Genomic DNA, 19,693 nt, shown 5'->3' on the forward strand with positions numbered 1-19,693 from the left:
CAGCCTAATGGGCCGGAGCTCACGACCCCCCACCTCTCGCCACGCGCCCTCCCGCACCCGCGCGAACCGGCCACGACCTGCACGAACTCCCTGACGCCGGACCGGGGTTGACGGAGGAGGGGAGCAATCCGCATACTTTTGCACTGACCAGTCAGTCCAAGATTGCCTGGAGGTCCTGTGGACGGCAAGGACGGCACCCCGCACGGCACCCCGCACGGAGCCGCGATCGTGGCGGAGGGCCTCGGCGTCCGGGGGCCGCGCGGCTGGGCGTTCCGCGCGGTGGACGTCGACGCGCCACCCGGTTCGCTCGTGGCCGTCGAGGGCCCCTCCGGCTCGGGCCGCACCTGTCTCCTGCTCACTCTCACCGGCCGTATGCGGCCGTCCGCCGGACGCGCCGAGGTCGCGGGCCTGGCCCTGCCCCGGCGGATGGCGGCCGTCCGGCGCGTGAGCGCCCTCGCGCACGTCCCGGGCGTCGCCGAGCTCGACGGCTCCCTGACCGTCGGCGAGCACCTGCGCGAACGGGCACTGCTCCAGCGGAGGTTCGGCACCTCGCCCGGCGCGCTGTTCCACACCGGCACGCTGTTCCGCACCGGGGCGGAGAAGGCGGCGCGGGAGTCGGCCCGTAACGAGGCCGTGCTCACGGCCGCCGGGCTGGACGTGTCCGCGCTGCCCAAGGGCGCCGGCACGGCCGTACGGGACCTGGGGCGGCTGGAGGCGCTGCGGCTGGCGCTGGCCCTCGCGCTCGTCGGCGCGCCCCGGCTCGTCGCGGTCGACGACACCGACCTCAAACTCACGGCCGCCGAACGCGACCGGGTGTGGGCGCTGCTGCGCTCGCTCGCCGGGGCCGGTACGACCGTGCTCGCGGTGTGCGCGGAGGCGCCGCCGGGCGACGCGGTGGTCGTCCGCACCGCCCCGACCATGTCACAGGCCCCGAAGGGAGCGGCGGATGCGCTCGCCGAAATTGGCCGTCCTTGAGCTGAAACGATTCGGGAGGGGCCGGCTGCCGCGCGCCGCGCTCGTCGCCCTCCTCCTGCTGCCTCTCCTCTACGGCGCGTTGTACCTGTGGTCCTTCTGGGACCCCTACGGGCGGCTCGACAAGGTGCCGGTGGCGCTGGTCAACGCCGACCGGGGCACGACCGTGGACGGTGGGCGGCTGGCGGCGGGCGACTCGATCGTCAAGGGCCTGCGCGACTCCAAGTCCTTCCAGTGGCACGAGACGAGCGCCGCCGAGGCCCGCAAGGGGGTCGAAAAGGGGACATACTACCTGTCGCTGACCATCCCGGCCGACTTCAGCAAGCTGCTCGCCTCCAGTTCGGGCGACTCCCCCGTGACCGGCGCGCTCCAGGTCCGTACGAACGACGCGAACAACTACATCGTCGGCCAGATCTCCCGCTCGGTCTTCTCCGAGGTCCGCGCCGCCGCGTCCCGCAGGACGTCGCGTTCCTTCTACGACAAGATCTTCGTCTCCTTCTCCGGCCTCCACGGAAAGACGGAGGAGGCGGCGAACGGCGCCGACCGGCTCGGCGAGGGCATCGGCGAGGCCCGCAAGGGCGCCGGGGACCTCAAGGACGGCCTGACCCGCGCCCGGCACGGCAGCGGCGAGCTGGAGCAGGGCGTGGACCGGCTGCACACCGGCGCGGGCACCCTGGACTCCGCCGCGCGGCAACTGGCCACCGGCGCCTCGAAGGTGGCGGACGGCACCCGGCAGCTGGCCGACAAGGTGAACGGCGTCGCCGGCAAGGAGGGCGCGTTCGCCAAGGAGCACGCGGGCGAGATCGGGGAGGCCGCCCGCGGCGTCGCCCGCGAGGCGCGGACCGTCCGCGAGCACCTGGCCGACCTCCCCTCCCCGGCCGTCACGGGCCCGCTCGCCAGGGCCGGCAGGCGCGGCGCGGACGACTTGTCCGCCGCGTACGACAGGCTGTGCGCCACCGGAACCGGCACCGGAACCGGCACCGGCGCGACGGGAGACTTCTGCCCGGCCCTGAAGAAGGCCGTGTTCGCCGCGCGGCAGTCGGCCGAGGGCGCCGAGAAGCTCGACGCGCTCATGCGGAACGAGAACGGCGAGCTCGACCGGCTCCCCGGGCAACTGGACGCCCTGCGCGCCGCCGCCGAACGGCTCGCCGACGAGGCCCCCAATCTGGCGCGGGACATCGACGGCGCCGTACAGAAGGTCAACGCCCTCAACGACGGCGCCCAGCAGGTGGCCGAGGGCGCCGGCCGCCTCAGCGCGGGCGCCGGAAAGCTGCGCGACGGCCTCGGCACCGCCACCACGGGCGCCGCCGACCTCGACGACGGCATCGGCAGGCTGCGCGAGGGCGCGGACACGCTCCAGGGCGGCATGGTCAAGCTGTCCGACGGCTCCACTCGGCTCGCGGGCGGCCTCCACGACGGCGCCGCGAAGATCCCCGACTACGGCAAGAAGGACCGCGACACCCGCACCGAAGTGATGGCGGACCCGGTCGCCCTGGCCTCCAAGGCGCTCCACAAGGCCCCCGACTACGGCACCGGATTCGCCCCGTACTTCATCCCGCTCTCGCTCTGGGTGGGCGCGATGGTCGCCTACATGCTGATCCAGCCCCTCAACCGGCGCGCGCTGGCCGCCGGCGCCTCCGCCTGGCGGATCGCGCTGGCGGGCTGGCTGCCCGTCGTCGCCGTCGGCGTCCTCCAGGTGGCCGCGCTGCTGGCCGTCCTCCACTGGGCGCTGGGCCTGCGGCCGGAACGGGCGGCGGGCACGGTGGGCTTCCTCGTCCTCGTCGTCGCGTGTTTCGCGGCCGTCGTCCAGTGGCTGAACGCCCGCTTCGGGCCCGCCGGGCGCATCCTCGTCCTCGCCCTGCTGATGCTCCAGCTGACCTCGGCGGGCGGCACCTATCCGGTGCAGACCAGCCCCGCGTTCTTCAACGCGATCCACCCCTTCCTGCCGATGAGTTACGTCGTCCAGGGGCTGCGCCACCTCATCACCGGCGGCGGGCTCGCCCCCGTCTGGCAGGCGTGCGGCGTCCTGGCGGCCTTCACCGCCGCGGCCCTGGCCCTGACCGCCTGGTCGGCGCGGGGCAAGCAGGTCTGGTCCGTGGACCGGCTGCACCCGGAGCTGAGCCTGTGAGCGCGAATACACCCGGTACAGGGAGAATCACCCTCATGGACAGCAGCGGTACGCGCCGGCAGAACACTCGACGCAAGCTCTTCGAGGCAGCGGTCACCCTCATCGCCGAACAGGGTTTCTCCTCCACCACGGTGGACGAGATCGCCGAGCGCGCCGGCGTCGCCAAGGGGACGGTCTACTACAACTTCGCCAGCAAGACCGTGCTCTTCGAGGAGCTGCTGCGGCACGGCATCGAGCTGCTGACCGACTCCCTCCAGGCCGCCGCCGACGAGACCGCCGAGCGCGGCGGCAGCCAGGTCGACGCCCTGGACGCGATGATCCGGGCGGGCCTGGACTTCATCACCCGCTACCCCTCGCTCACCCAGCTCTACGTGGCCGAGCTGTGGCGCACCAACCGGGCCTGGCAGTCGACGCTGATGCAGGTGCGCCAGAAGGCGATCGCCGTCATCGAGTCCGTCCTCACGGAAGCGGTCGCGGCGGGCGAGCTGAGCACGGAGCTGGACATCCCGCTGACGGCGTCGGCGCTGTTCGGCATGGTGCTGGTGGCGGCGCTGGACTGGCAGTCGTTCCAGCCGGAACGGTCGATCGACGAGGTGCACTCGGCGCTGTCGCGGCTGTTGCAGGGGCGGGTGAGCGGCGCCGGCCGCTAGCGCGCGAACGTCCGCCGGCCCGGTGCGGTCCGATCCCCCTCGGTCCGCACCGGGCCGGCGTTCCCCCGTGTCTCCCCCGGTCGCGTCAGGGTCCGCCGTGCGCCGTTCCGCCGCCCCGTATCGGCGGTGCCGGCTCCGGCGGTCCCTTCCGCGACCACCACTCTTCCGCCCCGACGGGGTGCGCCCCATCCGCGCGCGTACTCATCTCCGTCCCTGAGTACGCGTACTCAGGCCGCCTCGGGACGGCGGTTACGATCATCCGCGTGTCGGTGCTTCCTTTGGTTTTCACAAGCGGCTGGGCCAGCGGTATCAACGCCTATGCCGTGGTCCTCCTGCTCGGTCTGCTCGGCGCGACGGGGGTGAGCGACGACGTGCCCGGCGCGCTCCAGCGCCCCGACGTCCTCATCGTGGCGGGCGTGCTCTTCCTCTGCGAGGCCGTCGCCGACAAGATCCCGTACGTGGACACGGTCTGGGACGCGGTCCACACCGTCGTCCGGCCGATCGCCGGAGCCGTGGTGGGCGCGCTGCTGGCCGGCCAGCACGGCTCCCTGCCGGAGCTCGCGGCGGGCGCGGTGGGCGGCTCGGCCGCGCTGCTGAGCCACCTGGTGAAGGCGGGCACGCGCATGGCGGTCAATACGTCGCCGGAGCCGGCGAGCAACATCGTGCTGAGCCTGGCGGAGGATCTGGGCGTCGCGGCCCTGATCGTGTTCGCGATCTTCCATCCGCTCGCGGCGGCGATCATCGCGGGGACGTTGCTGGCGGCGGGTATCGGGGTGGTGGTCTTCCTCTGGAAGCGGGTACGGGCGTTCCTGCGGCGCCGTCGTGAACGGCGGAGGGGTCAAATGAGCCCGTCCGGCGTTTGAGGACGCCTCCCAGCGGTAGCTGGGGGAGAAAGGGCGGGTCAGGGGCATCCCCACCGCCCCGATAGGCTCAAAACCATGGCACGGATCGCAGTAATCGGCGCGGGTATGGGCGCCATGGCAGCCGCCGCCCGGCTCGCCGTCGCAGGCCACGGCGTGGCCGTGTACGAGCAGGCGGAAACGCACGGCGGAGGCGTCGGACGCCTCACCCGCGACGGCTTCGTCTTCGACACCGGCCCCACCCTCCTGCACCTGCCCGCCGTCTACCGCGACCTGTTCGTCAAGACCGGCAAGGAGTCGCTGGAGCAGAGCGTCGGGCTCGTCCAGGTCGACCCGGCGAGCCGCCACCTCTTCCCCGACGGGACGGACTTCACGCTGCCCAACGCCTCCCGGGCCGGTGTCGTCGCCGCGCTCGACGCGGCGGTGGGCCCGGGCGCGGGCGAGCGGTGGAGCGAGCTGGTCAACCGGGCGCGCGAGGTGTGGGACGCGACGCGGCGCCCGTTGCTGGAGGAGCCGCTGCGCGCGGAGCGCGCCGAGGCCCTGGGCCGCGATCCGTATCCGGCGCTGCCCCACCGCAAGGGGCTGTTCCGCCGCCCGGTGCCGGTGACGCTCGCCTCCGTCGCCGAACGGGAGCTGACGGACCCGCGTCTGATCGCCCTGCTGGAGAGCCACGCCCTCGCCTATGGGCTCGACCCGCGCCACGCGCCCGGGAGCGCGACGGTCCTGCCGTACATGGAGCAGACCTTCGGCAGCTGGTATGTGACCGGCGGCATGCGCGCGCTCGCGGACGCGCTCTACGAGCGGTGCCTGGCGCGGCGCGTGGAGTTCCATTTCGGTTCCGGCGTCGTCGGCGTCGTGGAGAAGGACGGGCGCGCGGCCGGGGTGCGGCTGGCCGACGGAAGCGTGGCCGAGGCGGACGTGGTGGTGGCCGGGGTCTCCCCCGCCCGGCTGGCGGCCCTCGCGCCGGGCGCGGTGGAGTCCGCGCCGGCGCCTTCGGCGCCCGTGCCCCCGGGAAGGTTCAGCGTGCTCCTGGCGCTCTCCGGCGCCCGCCCCGAGGGCACCGCGCACCGTACGGTCGTCCACGGCGGTGACCGCGCGGCGGAGCTGGACGCGGTCTTCGGCACCGCCGCCGCGCGCTTCTACCGACCGACGGTGACCGTGCTCCGGCCGGGCGACCCGGCGACCGTCCCCGCCGACGGGTACGAGGCCGTGACCCTCACGGCCACGGTCGCGCCGCACGGCGAGCGCGTCGACTGGCGTGACAAGCGGATCGCCAGGGAGTTCGCGGACCGGATGGTCGAGGCCGCGAAGGCGGCGATCCCGGATCTCGCGGAGCGGAAGCTGTGGCGCGGGGTCCGCACCCCCGCCGACACGGAGGCGGCGACCGGGGCCGAGGGCGGCGGGGTGCCCGCGCCCGTACTGGCCGGCGCGCGGGGGGCGTTCCTGCGGCCGGGCAATCTCACCCGGCTGCCCGGGCTCCACCTGGTGGGCGGCTTCGCCCACCCCGGCGGCGGGCTGGCGCACGCCGGGATGTCGGGGGCGATGGTCGCGGGCCTGGTCGTCTCCGGGTCCGACTGGCGCGGCTCCCAGTAGGACGCCGGAGCCCGCCGGTCCTTCAGCGGCCGGTAGCGCTCAGTAGCGGTAGTGCTGTTCGTCGTACCCGTGGCCGTACGGCGGCGGGTTCTGCTCGGGCGGGGCCGCCGGGGTGCCCGGGGTGTCGGTGTCCCGCTGCTGCGGCACCCAGACCCCGCCGGGCGGGGTGTCCGTGTCGTACTGCTGGGGGGCGTACGCGCCCGCCGAGTAGGCGCCGACACCGTACTGCTGCTGGGGGTAGGGCTGCTGCTGACCGTAGGCGTCGTACGTCTCGTAGGACGGGGGACGGTTGCCGATGTACGGGTCGGAGTAGGACGCGTACTGGCCCTGGGCCTGCCCGTAGTCGAAGGCGCCGCTGTCGTAGCCACTCTGGGCGGGGTCGTAGCCGCCCTGGGCGGGCGCGCCGCCGTACGGGCCGAAGTCGGCGCCGCGCGGGGCGCCGTGGCCCATGTCGTGGCCCATAAGGTGGGGCTGTTCGGCGGTCGGCTGCTGGGGGACGCCCGGCATCGGGTCCGGCATGCCCGCGGCGCCGGCGGGGACCGTCGGCAGGGCGTCGGGGCCGGAGGCGGGCAGGGTCAGGTCGGAGGCGGCCGGCGGAGGCCCGGCCGGGGCCGGAGCCGGGACGCGCTCGCCGCCCTTGCGTCGCCGTGCCGCGCGGCCGCCGCCCGCCGGGGACTTCGCCGGTGCGGGACCGGCCGGCCCGGCGCCGTCGCCGTCGTCGGCCTTGCCCCGGCGGAGGGCCCAGCCGCGGGAGAAGCCGCGCCGGAACGAGAGCGTCACAAAGGTCTGCCCCACCCCGAAGGCGAGGGCGCCGATGATGATGACGACCACGGACGGCACGATCACGCCGGCGACCACGCCGAGGAAGCCGGTGAAGGCGAGCAGCCGCCAGCGCAGCCGCGCCTTGTACTGCAGCAGCACCTCGGCGAGCAGCCAGAGCGCGACGACGCCGAACGCGATGTAGAGGACCGTCCAGCCCATCCAACGCCCCTCTCGTACGGCCGCCGTCGCCGGCCGGCCGTCAGGACCGCTGGTGCAGTCCCAGGTTCTGGTAGATCTCCAACGTGGCCGTGGAGTGGTTCAGGGTAATGAAATGCAACCCGGGAATCTCCTCGGCCATCAACCGAGCACACAAGTCCGTCGCGTACTCGATCCCGATTGAGCGTACAGCGGCCGTGTCGTCCTTGACCGCGAGGATCCGATCGGCGAGCTCCGAGGGGAACGCCGCGTTGCTGAGCTGTGCGAATCGTTCGATCTGCCGCACGTTGGTGACGGGCATGATTTCCGGGATGATCGGGGTGTCGCAGCCGGCCGCCGCGACCCGGTCGCGCAGCCGCAGATAGTCCTCCGGGTGGAAGAACATCTGGGTGATGGCGAAGTCGGCGCCCGCCCGGCACTTGTCCACGAAGTGCCGGATGTCCGCGTCCCAGTCCGTGGAGCGGGGGTGCATCTCGGGGAAGGCGGCGACGCCCACGCAGAAGTCGCCGGACTCCTTGATGAGCCGGACGAGCTCGGCGGCGTACCGGACGCCCTCGGGGTGGCGCACCCACTCGCCCATGGGGTCGCCGGGCGGGTCGCCGCGCAGCGCGAGCATGTTGCGGATGCCCACGTCGGCGTACTGCCCGATGACGTTGCGCAGTTCGGCGACCGAGTGCTCGACGGCCGTCAGATGGGCGACGGGGGTGAGGGTGGTGTCGGTGGCGATGCGCTCGGTGGCGCGGACCGTGCCCTCACGGGAGGAGCCGCCGGCGCCGTAGGTGACGGAGACGAACGTGGGGGCGACGGCTTCGATGCGCCGGATGGCGTCCCACAGGGTCCGTTCGCCCTTCTCCGTCCTGGGGGCGGCGAACTCGAACGAGTACGAGCGCTCGCCGGAGGCGAGCAGCTCACGGACGGTGCGCGCGTGGTCTGTCCTGGTGGAGGCAGTGCCAAGGGCCATACCGGCAAGTTAACCAGCGGTGCGGTGGACGCCCCAACCAAGAATGGTGTTATGCCCGTTTGATCCGGCGGATGTCCATGATCTGTCCCACTCCTTGGACAGTGGCTCGTTGGACAGCGTCGGTCACACGTCGTAGGCGCGGACGCGCTTGGCCAGCCGCGCGGCCGCCTCGCCCGGGTCGTCCGCCTCGGTGATCGCGCGGACCACGACCACGCGGCGCGCGCCCGCGTCCAGCACCTGCTCCAGATTGCCCGCGTCGATGCCGCCGATGGCGAACCACGGCCGGGCGGGCGCGAGGGAGGTCGCGTGGCGCACGAGGTCGAGGCCAGGGGCGTGGCGGCCGGGCTTGGTGGGCGTGGGCCAGCAGGGGCCGGTGCAGAAGTAGTCCACGCCGGGCTCGGCGACGGCGGCGGCCACCTCGGCCTCGGCGTGCGTCGAGCGGCCGATCAGGACCTCGTCGCCGAGGATCGCCCGGGCGGCGGGCACGGGCAGATCGCCCTGGCCCAGGTGGAGGACGCCGGAGCCGGCGGCATGGGCGACGTCGGCGCGGTCGTTGACCGCGAACAGCTTGCCGTGGCGACGGGCGGCCTCGGCGAAGACGGCGAGGTGCTCGAGCTCCTCCCCCGCCTCCATGCCCTTGTCGCGGAGCTGGACGATGTCCACTCCGGAGGAGAGGACCGCGTCGAGGAACTCCGGCAGGTCGCCCTGGCGCTTGCGCGCGTCGGTGCACAGATACAGCCGGGCCTCGGCGAGCCGCTCGCGCGCGGTGACGGACATCGGGTGCTTCTCCCCCCGGTGGGTGGTGTGCGGGCGCGGGGCAGGACCCCGCGCCCGCACACCGGACGGTGCTACAGGCGGTGCTACGGAAAGGTCAGACGGCGAGCGCCTGGGCGCGGCGCTTCACCTCCGTGCCACGATTCTCGCTCAGCGCCTCCGCGGGGGTGCCGGGCAGGGTCGGGTCGGGGGTGAACAGCCACTCGATCATTTCCTCGTCGCTGAAGCCGTCGTCCCGAAGCAGCGTCAGGGTGCCGGCGAGGCCCTTGACGACCTTGCCCTCGCTGATGAAGGCGGCGGGCACCATGAGCACACGGTTCTCGCCACGGCGTACGGCGATCAGCTGGCCCTCCTTGACCAGCTGCCGGACGCGCGTCACCTCGATGCCCAGCATCTCCCCGATGTCGGGGAGGTTGAGCCAGGCGGGCACAAGCGCATCGATCTTCACGTCAATCTCGGTCACGGGACAAGCCTGCCATCCGGGACTGACAGCCGGTAGCCGGGTTGACCCGAGCCGGGCCCCGGCCACCCCACCGGCCCCCCCTCGGAGGGCCCCCGGACCCGCCCCGGACCGCCTCGGAGGGGCCTCAGACCACTGCGGCCTTCAGCGGAACGGACGCGTCCGCCGCCCTGGCCCGGTCCAGGACCGCGCCCTTCTCGATGAGCTTGCGCCCCTGGGCCAGATCGCGCGGCCGCCCCACGGCCAGCAGGGCCACCAGGACGCCCGAGCGCAGCCAGCACACCGTCCAGGCCGCGCCGGAGGGATTGCCCCGCCAGACGAGCTCGTCGGCGGCCGCGTGGTGCCCCGCGTACTGCACGAACCGGCCGAACTGCTCGGACCAGAAGTACGGCACCGGGTCGTAGACCGAGCCCTCCTCGGGTCCGTGGACGATGTTCTCGGCGACGGTCCGGGGGCCCTGGAGGGCGTTGTCCCAGTGGTGGACCAGCAGCCGCTCGCCGTAGCGGGCCGAGGGGAAGGAGGCGCAGTCGCCGACCGCGTAGACGTCCGGCAGCGAGGTGCGCAGCCGGTCGTCGGTGACGACGGAGCGGTCCGCCGCCAGCTCGATGCCCGAGCCCGCGAGCCAGCCCGTGGCGGGGCGCGCCCCGATGCCGACGACGACCGCGTCGGCGGGCAGCCGGGTGCCGTCGTCGAGGACGACCGCGCCGGGTTCGACGGCCGTGACCCGGGCGCCGGTCAGCAGCCGGGCGCCGCTGTGGGCGTACCAGTCGACCATGTGGGTGGCGACCTCGGCGGGCATGGCGCCCGCGAGCGGCCGGTCGGCGGCCTCGACCACCGTCACCCGGCAGCCCGCCTCCCGGGCGGCGGTGGCGAACTCGGCGCCGATCCAGCCCGCTCCGACGGCGACGATGTCCTGCTGCCGGGCGAGGACGGGGCGCAGCCGCTCGGCGTCGTCGACGGTGCGCAGGACGTGGACGCCGGGCAGGTCCCCGGCGCCGGGCAGGCCGATGGGCTCGGCGCCGGTGGCGACGACCAGGACGTCGTAGCCGAGGGGCCCCTCGGCGGTGTCCAGGACGTGCTCGGCGGCGCGCAGGCCGGTGGCCGCGAGGCCGAGCCGCAGGTCGATGCCGAGCGAGTCGAAGTCCACGGCGAAGGCGGAGCCCTCGGCCTTGCCGAGCAGCACGGACTTGGACAGGGGCGGCCGGTCGTAGGGCTGGTGGGGCTCGTCACCCAGGAGGGTGATCGCGGCAGTCCAGCCCTGTTCGCGCAGGGCGATGGCGGTCTGCACCCCGGCCATGCCCGCGCCGACGATCACGACGCGCCGGTCACTGCTGGTGTTCGTCTCCTCGCTCACACGATCAACTGTAGGCCCGACACCCCGGTACGCCGGAGCGCCGCGTGAGGAGACCTCTGACACAACGTCACGCCGCGGCGGCGTCATACAGGCCGCCGACCGTGCCCGGCCGCCCTTCCGGGCGGTCCTCGGGCCGTACTAGGGTGGCTAGCTGCAAGCACTCGCGGGAGCCCGGGCGGACCGGGCTGAGAGGGAGGCTGGACGGCCTCCGACCGTACGAACCTGATCCGGGTCATGCCGGCGAAGGGAGGGGCTGGACGCCCATGCACGCGCATCGAACCCCTGGGGATCGAACACCGGCACATCGGACCAGGGCGCGCCCCACGCGCCCGTACCGTCCCGGCCCCGCCCCCTGGACACCTGACGTCCTGGTGATCGGCGGCGGTCTGATCGGCCTGGTCACGGCCTGGCGCGCCGCCCAGCGCGGGCTGCGCGTGGCCGTGGCCGACCCCGCGCCCGGCGAGGGCGCGGCCCGGGTGGCCGCCGGGATGCTGGCCGCCGTCACCGAGCTCCACTACGGCGAGGAGACCCTGCTCGCCCTCAACCTGGCCTCGGCCCGGCGCTATCCGGCCTTCACGGCCGAGCTGGAGGAGGCCGCCGGCCTGGAGACCGGCTACCGCGCCTGCGGGACGCTCGCGGTCGCCCTGGACGCCGACGACCGGGCCCATCTGCGGGAGCTCCACGCCCTCCAACTGCGCTGCGGCCTTACGTCGCAGTGGCTGACCGGGCGCGAGTGCCGCCGGCTGGAGCCGATGCTCGCGCCGGGCGTGCGCGGCGGCCTCCACGCCCTCGGCGACCACCAGACCGACCCCCGGCGGCTCGCCCGGGCGCTGCTGGTGGCCTGCGAGCGCGAGGGCGTGGCCTTCCACCGCTCGGAGGCGGTACGGCTGCTGCTGACCGGGGACCGGGCCACGGGGGCGCAGCTCGCCGACGGCACCCGGATCGCCGCCGACCGGACCGTCCTGGCCGCCGGGAGCCTCAGCGGCCGGCTGGCGGGCCTGCCCGAGGACGTCGTACCGCCGGTCCGCCCCGTCAAGGGCCAGGTCCTGAGGCTGCGCGTGCCGGACGCGTACACGGCCGTCAACGGGCCGTTCCTCTCCCGCACCGTACGGGCCGTGGTGCGCGGCGGGCACGTCTACCTCGTACCGCGCGAGAACGGCGAGCTGGTCGTCGGGGCGACGACCGAGGAGCTCGGCTGGGACACGACCGTGACGGCCGGCGGCGTCTACGAGCTGCTGCGCGACGCCCACGAGCTGGTGCCCGGCATCACCGAGCTGCCGCTCGTGGAGACCCTCGCCGGGCTGCGCCCCGGCTCGCCCGACAACGCCCCGCTGCTGGGCCCGACCGCCCTGCCGGGCCTCTTCGCGGCCACCGGCCACCACCGCAACGGCGTGCTGCTCACCCCCGTCACCGGGGACGTGATGGCCGAGGCGCTGACCACCGGCCGGCTGCCCGAGGAGGCCCGCCCGTTCTCCCCCCTACGCTTCACCCCCGCACTTCAGGAGCAGCCCGCATGACCGGCAGCGACATGACCACGCACATCATCAGCGTCAACGGCGAGCCGACGACCGTCCCGGCGGGGACGACCCTCGACGGGCTCGTGGCGACGCTCACCACCGAGCGCGGCGGGGTCGCCGCCGCCGTCAACGAGGCCGTGGTCCCCCGGGGCCAGTGGCCGGCGACCGCCCTCGACGAGGGCGACCGGGTCGAGGTGCTCACCGCGGTACAGGGAGGCTGATCAGCACAGATGGCGGACGATCTGCTCACCATCGCGGACACCCCGTTCACCTCCCGGCTGATCATGGGCACGGGTGGTGCCCCCAGCCTGGACGTCCTGGAGCGCGCCCTGCTGGCCTCCGGCACGGAGCTGACCACGGTCGCGATGCGCCGGCTAAACGCGACGGTACGGGGCTCCGTGCTGTCCGTCCTGGAGAAGCACGGCATCCGGGTGCTGCCGAACACGGCGGGCTGCTTCACGGCGGGCGAGGCGGTCCTCACCGCCCGGCTGGCCCGGGAGGCGCTCGGCACGGACTGGGTCAAGCTGGAGGTGATCGCCGACGAGCGCACGCTGCTGCCCGACCCGATCGAGCTCCTGGACGCCGCGGAGATCCTCGTCGACGACGGCTTCACCGTGCTGCCGTACACCAACGACGACCCGGTCCTGGCCCGCAAGCTGGAGGACGTCGGCTGTGCGGCGATCATGCCGCTGGGCGCGCCCATCGGCTCGGGCCTGGGCATCCGCAACCCCCACAACTTCCAGCTGATCACCGAGCGGGCGGCCGTCCCGGTGATCCTGGACGCGGGCGCGGGCACCGCGTCGGACGCGGCGCTGGCCATGGAGCTGGGGTGCGCGGCGGTGATGCTGGCGTCGGCGGTGACGCGGGCGCAGGAGCCGGTGCTGATGGCGGAGGCGATGCGGCACGCGGTCGAGGCGGGCCGCCTCGCGCACCGCGCGGGGCGGATCCCGCGCCGCCACTTCGCCGAGGCGTCGTCTCCTGCGGAGGGCATGGCGGTGCTGGATCCGGAGAGACCGGCGTTCGCGTAAGCGGCTGGTTTGTGGGCAGGCATTCCGCGGGGCTGGGGGCACCTCCCAGCGGTAGCTGGGGGAGGGTGGGCACAAACCGGCCCACCGGGCCGCACCCGAAAACGCGCCCCTGTTACCGTTCGGCTGCAGATCAGACGAGCGAGCCGCTCGCCATGCAGGGCCCCCGTCAGGGACTCGTAGACTCGTGTGCCGTGGATACGACCCTGCCCGACCCCCTTGTCGACCAGCTGCTCGACGGCCGCTACCGCGTCGAGGCGCGAGTCGCCGTGGGCGGCATGGCCACCGTCTACCGCGCCCTGGACACCCGGCTCGACCGGGTGCTCGCCCTGAAGGTGATGCACCCCTCGCTCGCCGCGGACGGCGTCTTCGTGGAACGTTTCATCCGCGAGGCCAAGTCCGTGGCCCGCCTGGACCACCCCAACGTGGTGAGCGTCTTCGACCAGGGCACCGACGGCGCGTACGTCTATCTGGCGATGGAGTACGTGGCGGGCTGCACCCTCCGCGACATCCTGCGCGAGCGCGGCGCCCTGGGCCCGCGCGCCGCGCTCGACATCGCCGAGCCCGTGCTGGCCGCCCTGGGCGCCGCCCATCTCGCGGGGCTGGTGCACCGGGACATGAAGCCGGAGAACGTGCTCATCGGCGACGACGGCCGCGTCAAGGTCGCCGACTTCGGGCTCGTCCGGGCGGTGGACAACAACACCACGAGCAGCACCGGCGCCGTCCTGGGCACGGTGTCGTATCTCGCGCCCGAGCAGATCGAGCACGGCACGGCCGATCCCCGCGCGGACGTCTACGCCTGCGGCGTCGTCCTGTACGAGATGCTGACCGGCGCCAAGCCGCACAGCGGCGGCACCCCCGCGCAGGTGCTCTACCAGCACCTCCACGAGGACGTGCCGGCCCCGTCGGCCGCCGTCCCGGGGCTCGCGCCGGAGCTGGACGCCCTGGTGGCCTCGGCCACGGCCCGGGACCCGCTGCTGCGCCCGGCCGACGCGGCCGCCCTGCTGGGGCTGCTCCGCCAGGCGCGCGCGGCCCTGTCCGACGAGCAGCTGGACCTGGTCCCGCCGCGGGCGGCGGCCCCCGCCGCCGGTGCCGTCCCGGCCGGCTCCGAGGAGCGTACGAGCGTCATCCCGCGCCCGGCCGCGTCGCGGCCCCTGCCGCCGCCCGCGCAGGAGGACGTTCTCAACCGCACCACCCGGCTGGAGCTCCCGGCGACGCCGCCGCCCCCGCCGCCGGGCCCGGCGGCGGCTGCTCCCGGGCCGCGCCGGGGGCCGCTGGCGGGGCTGTCCCGGCGCTGGGTCCTCGCGGTCGCGGCCGCCCTGCTGGCCGTGCTGGCGGGCACCGGCGTCTGGTACATCAACTCCGGCCAGTTCACCTCCGTGCCGGCGGTCCTGGACATGACCCAGGACAAGGCGACCGCCGAGCTGGACAAGGCCGGGCTCGGCGTGAAGACGCAGCAGGCGTTCAGCGACACCGTCGAACGCGGCCACGTCATCGCCACCGACCCCAAGCCGGGCGAGCGCATCCGCAACACCGGCAAGGTCACGATCACCCTCTCGCGCGGCCCGCAGAAGGCCGAGGTGCCCAATGTCGCCGGGCTGTCCTTCGCCGAGGCGAAGAAGAAGATCGAGGGCCAGGGCCTGACGGTCGGGGACGTCACCCGGCAGTTCAGCGACGAGACCCCCAAGGACTCGGTCCTGTCCACCGACCCCAGGCCGGGCACCGAGCTGCGGCCGGACACGGCCGTGGCCCTCGTCGTCAGCAAGGGCAAGCAGATCCCCGTGCCCAATGTGACGGGCATGCCGCTGGCGGACGCCACCGCCACGCTGCGGGACGCCGGTTTCGACGTCAAGGTCGCGGACACCCAGGTGTACTCCGACAAGCCCCAGGGCGCGGTGGCCCAGCAGTCCCCGGGCCAGGGCGAGAAGGCCGCCCAGGGCGACAGCGTCACCCTCACGGTCTCCAAGGGCAAGGAGATGGTCACGGTCCCGGACGTCACCGGGAAGAGCGAGGCCGTCGCCAAGCAGATCCTGACCGCTGCGGGCTTCCAGGTGAAGGTCGACCGGCCGTTCTTCTTCCCGCAGGACTCCGTCGACAGCCAGTCGGTGCGGGGCGGCTCGCAGGCGGCGAAGGGCGACACGATCATCATCAAGCTGAAGAGCGGGTTCTGAACCTCATGTACGACACGCACAACAGCCCGCCCGGCCCGGCGCGCAATCCCGTAGGCGGCCATGTCCCCGTCGCCGGCGGGCTGGCCAAGGTCGGTCTGTCCTACGCGCGGGAGCTGGCCGCCGAGGCCGTCCAGGTCTTCGTCGCCAACCCGCGCGGCTGGGCGACCCCGCCCGGCGACCCCCGGCAGGACGAGGAGTTCCGGGCCGTCTGCGCCGCCGAGGGCGTACCGGCCTACGTCCACGCGCCCTACCTGATCAATTTCGGCTCGCACACCGAGGCCACCGTGGAGAAGTCCGTGGACTCGCTGCGGCACTCACTGCGCCGGGGCCGGGAGATCGGCGCGCTCGGCGTCGTCGTCCACACCGGCTCGGCGACCGGCGGGCGGGCCCGTACGGAGGCGCTGGCGCAGGTCCACGAGCGGCTGCTGCCGCTGCTGGAGGAGCTCACCCACGACGACGACCCCCGGCTGCTGCTGGAGCCCACGGCGGGGCAGGGCTCCTCGCTCTGTTCCCTGGTCGAGGACCTCGGCCCGTACTTCGCGGCGCTGGAGCACCATCCGAAGCTGGGCGTCTGCCTCGACACCTGCCATCTCTTCGCGGCCGGGCACGATCTCGCGGAGCCCGGCGGGATGAAGCGGACGCTCGACGAGCTGGTCGCCGTGACCGGCCCGGGGCGGCTGGGGCTGATTCACGCCAATGACTCCAAGGACGTCGTCGGCGCCCACAAGGACCGGCACGAGAACATCGGTTCCGGCCATATCGGCGCCGAGCCCTTCGCCGAGCTGTTCCGGCACCCGGAGACGGCGGGCGTGCCGCTGACGATCGAGACGCCCGGCGGCAAGGAGGGCCACGCCGCCGACGTGGCCCGGCTGAAGGCCCTGCGGGACGGCTGACCGGCCCGGCGGCCGGAGCCTAGAGCTCCGGCCCCTCGCCGGGCAGCTCCTGGTAGGAGTAGCGCTGCTCGCCCCAGGGGTCGCCCACGTTGTGGTAGCCCCGCTCCTCCCAGAAGCCCCGCCGGTCGGCGGTCATGTACTCCACGCCGCGCACCCACTTGGGGCCCTTCCAGGCGTAGAGGTGCGGGACGACCAGCCGGGCGGGGAAGCCGTGCTCGGCGGTGAGGAGTTCGCCGTCCTTGTGGGTGGCGAAGATGGTCTGCTCCGCGGTGAAGTCGGACAGCCGCAGATTCGAGCTGTAGCCGTACTCGGCCCACACCATCACATGTGTGACCTCGGGCGCGGGCGGCGCCAGTTCGAGGATCGTACGGGCCGAAACCCCACCCCACTCGGCGTCGAGCATGCTGTACTTCGTGACGCAGTGCAGATCCGCCACCACCGTCGTATACGGCAGCGCGGAGAATTCGTCATGCGTCCAGCAGCGCTTGTCGCCGTCGGCGGTCGATCCGAAGACACGGAACTCCCAGCGGTCCGGCTTGAACTTCGGTACCGGGCCGTAATGCGTCACCGGCCATCCGCGCTGGAGCCGCTGCCCCGGGGGCAGCTGAAGATGTTCCCCTTTGCGGCTTTCGGTATTTTTCGAGAGCCCCATGGCTCAATGGTGTCAGACCCATGGGGGTGCTGATGACCGGGGGACGGCCCAGGACGGGCCTCATCACGCCTTATTCGGGCAACTCCCACTAAGTGTGAACTTACTGGACGGTTCCCCCGGGTGGTGCGAGGATGCGCGCAATCCGCTGGACACCCGCTGGGAAGGAGCCTCTGCGAATGCAGGGAGACCCCGAGGTCATCGAGTTCCTCAACGAACAGCTGACGGCCGAGCTGACCGCCATCAATCAGTACTTCCTGCACGCCAAACTCCAGGAACACCACGGCTGGACCAAGATCGCCTCACATACCCGGGCCGAGTCGTTCGACGAGATGCGGCACGCGGAGGTCCTGACCGACCGGATCATCTTCCTGGAGGCGCTGCCCAACTACCAGCGGCTCTTCCACGTCCGGATCGGCCAGTCGATCACCGAGATGTTCCAGGCCGACCGCCAGGTAGAGGTCGAGGCCATCGACCGGCTGCGGCGCGGGGTGGAGGTCATGCGAGCCAAGGGCGACATCACCTCGGCCAATATCTTCGAGTCGATCCTCGCGGACGAGGAGGATCACATCGACTATCTCGACACCCAGCTGGAGCTGATCGAGAAACTCGGTGAGCCGCTGTACATCGCGCAGTTCATCGAGCAGGAGAACGGCGGGAGCGACTAGGCGGCGGTACCGGCTCGCGGCTAGGCGGCGGCCGACGCCATGGACTCGGGGGCCGGTATAAGCACCGTATCGGCGCCCAGCACATCGACGTCCCCCTGGTCGGCCAGCTCCCGGCGGGGGCACGAGCCCCGGCCGAGCAGGGCCTGGATACGGCGCACACAGCTGCCGCAGTCGGTGCCGGCCTTGCAGGCGGAAGCGATCTTGCGGGGGGTGCACGCCCCCTTGTCCGCGTGCTCGCGCACCTGCTGCTCCGTGATGCCGAAGCACGAGCAGACGTACACGCGGTCACCGCCTTGCCGGGGAAACGAAGGGCCGAAGACCTTATTGATCAATAAGGTTACCCTTACCTTACCCGCCCGGGCGGCCGAAAAACAACGCCGTGGGGCGCGGATCACGTCGATCCGCGCCCCACGGCGTCTCGCTATGCGCTGTTCCTACTGGTCGCGGTACATCTCGGCGACCAGGAACGCCAGGTCCAGGGACTGGCTGCGGTTGAGGCGGGGGTCGCACGCCGTCTCGTAGCGCTGGTGGAGGTCGTCGACGAAGATCTCGTCACCGCCGCCCACGCACTCGGTGACGTCGTCACCGGTGAGCTCGACGTGGATGCCGCCCGGGTGGGTGCCGAGGGCCTTGTGGACCTCGAAGAAGCCCTTGACCTCGTCCAGCACGTCGTCGAAACGGCGGGTCTTGTGGCCCGAGGCCGCCTCGAAGGTGTTGCCGTGCATCGGGTCGCAGATCCAGGCCACCTGCGCACCGGAGGCGGTGACCTTCTCCACCAGGGTGGGGAGCTTCTCGCGGACCTTGTCCGCGCCCATCCGGGTGATGAACGTCAGCCGGCCCGGCTCGCGCTCGGGGTCGAGCCGCTCGATGAGGGTGAGCGCGTCCTCGGGCGTCGTCGTCGGCCCGAGCTTCACCCCGATCGGGTTGCGGATCTTCGAGGCGAACTCGATGTGCGCCCCGTCCAGCTGCCGGGTGCGCTCACCGATCCAGACCATGTGGCCCGAGACGTCGTACAGCTGCCCGGTGCGCGAGTCCACACGGGTCAGCGCGGACTCGTAGTCCAGGACCAGCGCCTCGTGGGACGCGTAGAACTCGACGGTCTTGAACTCCTCCGGGTCCACCCCACAGGCGTTCATGAAGTTCAGCGCGCGGTCGATCTCGCGGGCCAGCTGCTCGTAGCGCTGTCCGGAGGGCGAGGACTTCACGAAGTCCTGGTTCCAGGCGTGGACCTGGCGCAGGTCGGCGTAGCCACCGGTGGTGAAGGCGCGCACCAGGTTCAGCGTGGAGGCCGAGGCCTGGTACATCCGCTTCAGCCGCTGCGGGTCCGGCGTACGGGCCTCGGGGGTGAAGGCGAAGCCGTTGACCGAGTCGCCGCGGTAGGTCGGCAGGGTCACGCCGTCGCGGGTCTCGGTCGGCTTCGAGCGCGGCTTGCTGTACTGGCCGGCGATACGGCCGACCTTCACGACCGGCACCGAACCGGCGTACGTCAGCACCGCGCCCATCTGGAGGAGGGTCTTGAGCTTGTTGCGGATCTGGTCGGCGCCGACGGCGTCGAAGGCCTCGGCGCAGTCGCCGCCCTGAAGCAGGAACGCCTCTCCACGGGCGACGGCTCCCAGACGCTGGCGCAGCTGGTCGCACTCGCCCGCGAAGACGAGAGGCGGATAGGACTCGAGCTCGGCGATCACATCGCGCAGAGCCTCTTGGTCCGGCCAGTCAGGCTGCTGCGCCGCGGGCAGGGAGCGCCAGGTGTTGCCACCGGCGTGGATTTCAGCGTTCACGGTCACGCCCTCAACATTACGGGGTCGCGGCGACGACCCAAGGGCCGGACCGGACTCTGAGACACGCACTGAGACAGATCCAGGGAAAACCGGCGACACCGCGACCGGCCGTCGGGTACTGTGCCGCTCATGTACGTGCTCTCCAACCAGCTGTGGTGGTGGACCGCTCCTTCGGCGGCCCACTGACGCGCGTACCCACCAGCGCTCGCGAAGGCCGCCCCGAGGGGCGGCCTTCGGCGTCTCCGGCGCCGAATGACGAGGG

General features: G+C 72.9%; 19 protein-coding genes and 1 riboswitch. Of the genes, 11 read left to right on the forward strand and 8 right to left on the reverse strand.

The annotated features are described in order from the left end of the window. The first annotated feature begins 177 nt into the window (after positions 1 to 177). The 5 genes from RM609_RS27740 (at position 178) to RM609_RS27760 (ending at position 6,203) form a co-directional block, all read left to right on the forward strand. The gene (locus tag RM609_RS27740; protein ID WP_311614318.1) at positions 178 to 975 is read left to right on the forward strand and encodes an ATP-binding cassette domain-containing protein; all 798 of its coding nucleotides are present in this window, start codon (positions 178 to 180) and stop codon (positions 973 to 975) included. Continuing rightward, positions 947 to 3,100, forward strand: coding sequence for a YhgE/Pip family protein (locus RM609_RS27745; protein ID WP_311614319.1), 2,154 nt, complete (start codon positions 947 to 949; stop codon positions 3,098 to 3,100). The genes RM609_RS27740 and RM609_RS27745 overlap by 29 nt, the downstream gene beginning before the upstream one ends. Before the next feature lie 35 nt (positions 3,101 to 3,135). Beyond that, positions 3,136 to 3,750: a TetR/AcrR family transcriptional regulator gene (locus RM609_RS27750; protein ID WP_311614320.1), complete on the forward strand. Its 615-nt coding sequence runs from the start codon at positions 3,136 to 3,138 to the stop codon at positions 3,748 to 3,750. A 263-nt stretch (positions 3,751 to 4,013) separates the two neighbouring features. After that, positions 4,014 to 4,613: a DUF4126 domain-containing protein gene (locus RM609_RS27755; protein ID WP_311614321.1), complete on the forward strand. Its 600-nt coding sequence runs from the start codon at positions 4,014 to 4,016 to the stop codon at positions 4,611 to 4,613. A gap of 75 nt (positions 4,614 to 4,688) precedes the next feature. Continuing rightward, positions 4,689 to 6,203: a phytoene desaturase family protein gene (locus tag RM609_RS27760; RefSeq protein ID WP_311614322.1), complete on the forward strand. Its 1,515-nt coding sequence runs from the start codon at positions 4,689 to 4,691 to the stop codon at positions 6,201 to 6,203. 39 nt (positions 6,204 to 6,242) lie between these two features. Here the strand turns inward: RM609_RS27760 and RM609_RS27765 are convergent, their stop codons facing one another. The 5 genes from RM609_RS27765 to RM609_RS27785 all read right to left on the reverse strand — a co-directional run bounded on the left by RM609_RS27765 (position 6,243) and on the right by RM609_RS27785 (position 10,730). Then, positions 6,243 to 7,184 (reverse strand): hypothetical protein, encoded by a 942-nt coding sequence (locus RM609_RS27765; RefSeq protein WP_311614323.1) that lies wholly within the window; start codon positions 7,182 to 7,184, stop codon positions 6,243 to 6,245. Between the two features lie 40 nt (positions 7,185 to 7,224). Next, positions 7,225 to 8,142 carry a methylenetetrahydrofolate reductase [NAD(P)H] gene (metF, locus tag RM609_RS27770; protein ID WP_311614324.1) on the reverse strand — a complete coding sequence of 306 codons (918 nt, stop codon included), beginning with the start codon at positions 8,140 to 8,142 and terminating at the stop codon, positions 7,225 to 7,227. Between the two features lie 123 nt (positions 8,143 to 8,265). After that, complete coding sequence (thiE, locus tag RM609_RS27775) at positions 8,266 to 8,919, reverse strand: thiamine phosphate synthase (RefSeq protein ID WP_311614325.1); 654 nt, start codon at positions 8,917 to 8,919, stop codon at positions 8,266 to 8,268. A 94-nt stretch (positions 8,920 to 9,013) separates the two neighbouring features. Continuing rightward, positions 9,014 to 9,379, reverse strand: a complete 366-nt coding sequence (locus RM609_RS27780; RefSeq protein WP_311614326.1) for an Rv2175c family DNA-binding protein — start codon at positions 9,377 to 9,379, stop codon at positions 9,014 to 9,016. Positions 9,380 to 9,503: 124 nt separating this feature from the next. Then, positions 9,504 to 10,730 carry an NAD(P)/FAD-dependent oxidoreductase gene (locus RM609_RS27785; protein ID WP_311614327.1) on the reverse strand — a complete coding sequence of 409 codons (1,227 nt, stop codon included), beginning with the start codon at positions 10,728 to 10,730 and terminating at the stop codon, positions 9,504 to 9,506. A gap of 153 nt (positions 10,731 to 10,883) precedes the next feature. Next, positions 10,884 to 10,996, forward strand: a riboswitch (TPP riboswitch). Between RM609_RS27785 and thiO the strand changes: the two genes are divergently transcribed. The 5 genes from thiO (at position 10,994) to RM609_RS27810 (ending at position 16,336) form a co-directional block, all read left to right on the forward strand. Next, positions 10,994 to 12,247, forward strand: coding sequence for a glycine oxidase ThiO (gene thiO / locus RM609_RS27790; protein WP_311614328.1), 1,254 nt, complete (start codon positions 10,994 to 10,996; stop codon positions 12,245 to 12,247). It overlaps the preceding riboswitch by 3 nt. Further along, the gene (gene thiS / locus RM609_RS27795) at positions 12,244 to 12,468 is read left to right on the forward strand and encodes a sulfur carrier protein ThiS (RefSeq protein WP_311614329.1); all 225 of its coding nucleotides are present in this window, start codon (positions 12,244 to 12,246) and stop codon (positions 12,466 to 12,468) included. Before thiO ends, thiS begins: the two co-directional genes overlap by 4 nt. A 9-nt stretch (positions 12,469 to 12,477) precedes the next feature. Next, positions 12,478 to 13,275 carry a thiazole synthase gene (locus RM609_RS27800; RefSeq protein ID WP_311614330.1) on the forward strand — a complete coding sequence of 266 codons (798 nt, stop codon included), beginning with the start codon at positions 12,478 to 12,480 and terminating at the stop codon, positions 13,273 to 13,275. Between the two features lie 191 nt (positions 13,276 to 13,466). After that, positions 13,467 to 15,443: a Stk1 family PASTA domain-containing Ser/Thr kinase gene (gene pknB / locus RM609_RS27805; RefSeq protein WP_311614331.1), complete on the forward strand. Its 1,977-nt coding sequence runs from the start codon at positions 13,467 to 13,469 to the stop codon at positions 15,441 to 15,443. Positions 15,444 to 15,448: 5 nt separating this feature from the next. After that, entirely contained in the window at positions 15,449 to 16,336 is an 888-nt protein-coding gene (locus tag RM609_RS27810) for a deoxyribonuclease IV (RefSeq protein ID WP_311614332.1), read from the forward strand. Between the two features lie 19 nt (positions 16,337 to 16,355). On the opposite strand, the gene RM609_RS27815 is transcribed toward RM609_RS27810, so the two are convergent. After that, positions 16,356 to 16,988, reverse strand: coding sequence for a sulfite oxidase-like oxidoreductase (locus tag RM609_RS27815; RefSeq protein WP_311614333.1), 633 nt, complete (start codon positions 16,986 to 16,988; stop codon positions 16,356 to 16,358). Positions 16,989 to 17,164: 176 nt separating this feature from the next. Between RM609_RS27815 and bfr the strand changes: the two genes are divergently transcribed. Further along, positions 17,165 to 17,653, forward strand: coding sequence for a bacterioferritin (gene bfr, locus RM609_RS27820; protein WP_311614334.1), 489 nt, complete (start codon positions 17,165 to 17,167; stop codon positions 17,651 to 17,653). A gap of 20 nt (positions 17,654 to 17,673) precedes the next feature. On the opposite strand, the gene RM609_RS27825 is transcribed toward bfr, so the two are convergent. Both RM609_RS27825 and RM609_RS27830 read right to left on the reverse strand, forming a co-directional pair. Then, positions 17,674 to 17,934, reverse strand: a complete 261-nt coding sequence (locus tag RM609_RS27825; protein WP_311614335.1) for a (2Fe-2S)-binding protein — start codon at positions 17,932 to 17,934, stop codon at positions 17,674 to 17,676. 153 nt (positions 17,935 to 18,087) lie between these two features. Continuing rightward, positions 18,088 to 19,437, reverse strand: coding sequence for a class II 3-deoxy-7-phosphoheptulonate synthase (locus RM609_RS27830; RefSeq protein WP_311614336.1), 1,350 nt, complete (start codon positions 19,435 to 19,437; stop codon positions 18,088 to 18,090). Positions 19,438 to 19,693 lie beyond the last annotated feature (256 nt).

This window comes from Streptomyces hesseae (assembly GCF_031845785.1).
In the GTDB taxonomy this organism is placed as follows: domain Bacteria; phylum Actinomycetota; class Actinomycetes; order Streptomycetales; family Streptomycetaceae; genus Streptomyces; species Streptomyces hesseae.

Excerpts from the sequence above, each read along its gene's own strand:
- thiO (WP_311614328.1), top strand. The coding sequence starts at position 10,994 with ATGCACGCGCATCGAACCCCTGGGGATCGAACACCGGCACATCGGACC.
- RM609_RS27745 (WP_311614319.1), top strand. The coding sequence starts at position 947 with ATGCGCTCGCCGAAATTGGCCGTCCTTGAGCTGAAACGATTCGGGAGG.
- RM609_RS27815 (WP_311614333.1), bottom strand. The coding sequence starts at position 16,988 with ATGGGGCTCTCGAAAAATACCGAAAGCCGCAAAGGGGAACATCTTCAG.
- bfr (WP_311614334.1), top strand. The coding sequence starts at position 17,165 with ATGCAGGGAGACCCCGAGGTCATCGAGTTCCTCAACGAACAGCTGACG.
- RM609_RS27810 (WP_311614332.1), top strand. The coding sequence starts at position 15,449 with ATGTACGACACGCACAACAGCCCGCCCGGCCCGGCGCGCAATCCCGTA.
- thiS (WP_311614329.1), top strand. The coding sequence starts at position 12,244 with ATGACCGGCAGCGACATGACCACGCACATCATCAGCGTCAACGGCGAG.
- thiE (WP_311614325.1), bottom strand. The coding sequence starts at position 8,919 with ATGTCCGTCACCGCGCGCGAGCGGCTCGCCGAGGCCCGGCTGTATCTG.
- RM609_RS27765 (WP_311614323.1), bottom strand. The coding sequence starts at position 7,184 with ATGGGCTGGACGGTCCTCTACATCGCGTTCGGCGTCGTCGCGCTCTGG.
- RM609_RS27760 (WP_311614322.1), top strand. The coding sequence starts at position 4,689 with ATGGCACGGATCGCAGTAATCGGCGCGGGTATGGGCGCCATGGCAGCC.
- RM609_RS27800 (WP_311614330.1), top strand. The coding sequence starts at position 12,478 with ATGGCGGACGATCTGCTCACCATCGCGGACACCCCGTTCACCTCCCGG.
- metF (WP_311614324.1), bottom strand. The coding sequence starts at position 8,142 with ATGGCCCTTGGCACTGCCTCCACCAGGACAGACCACGCGCGCACCGTC.
- RM609_RS27750 (WP_311614320.1), top strand. The coding sequence starts at position 3,136 with ATGGACAGCAGCGGTACGCGCCGGCAGAACACTCGACGCAAGCTCTTC.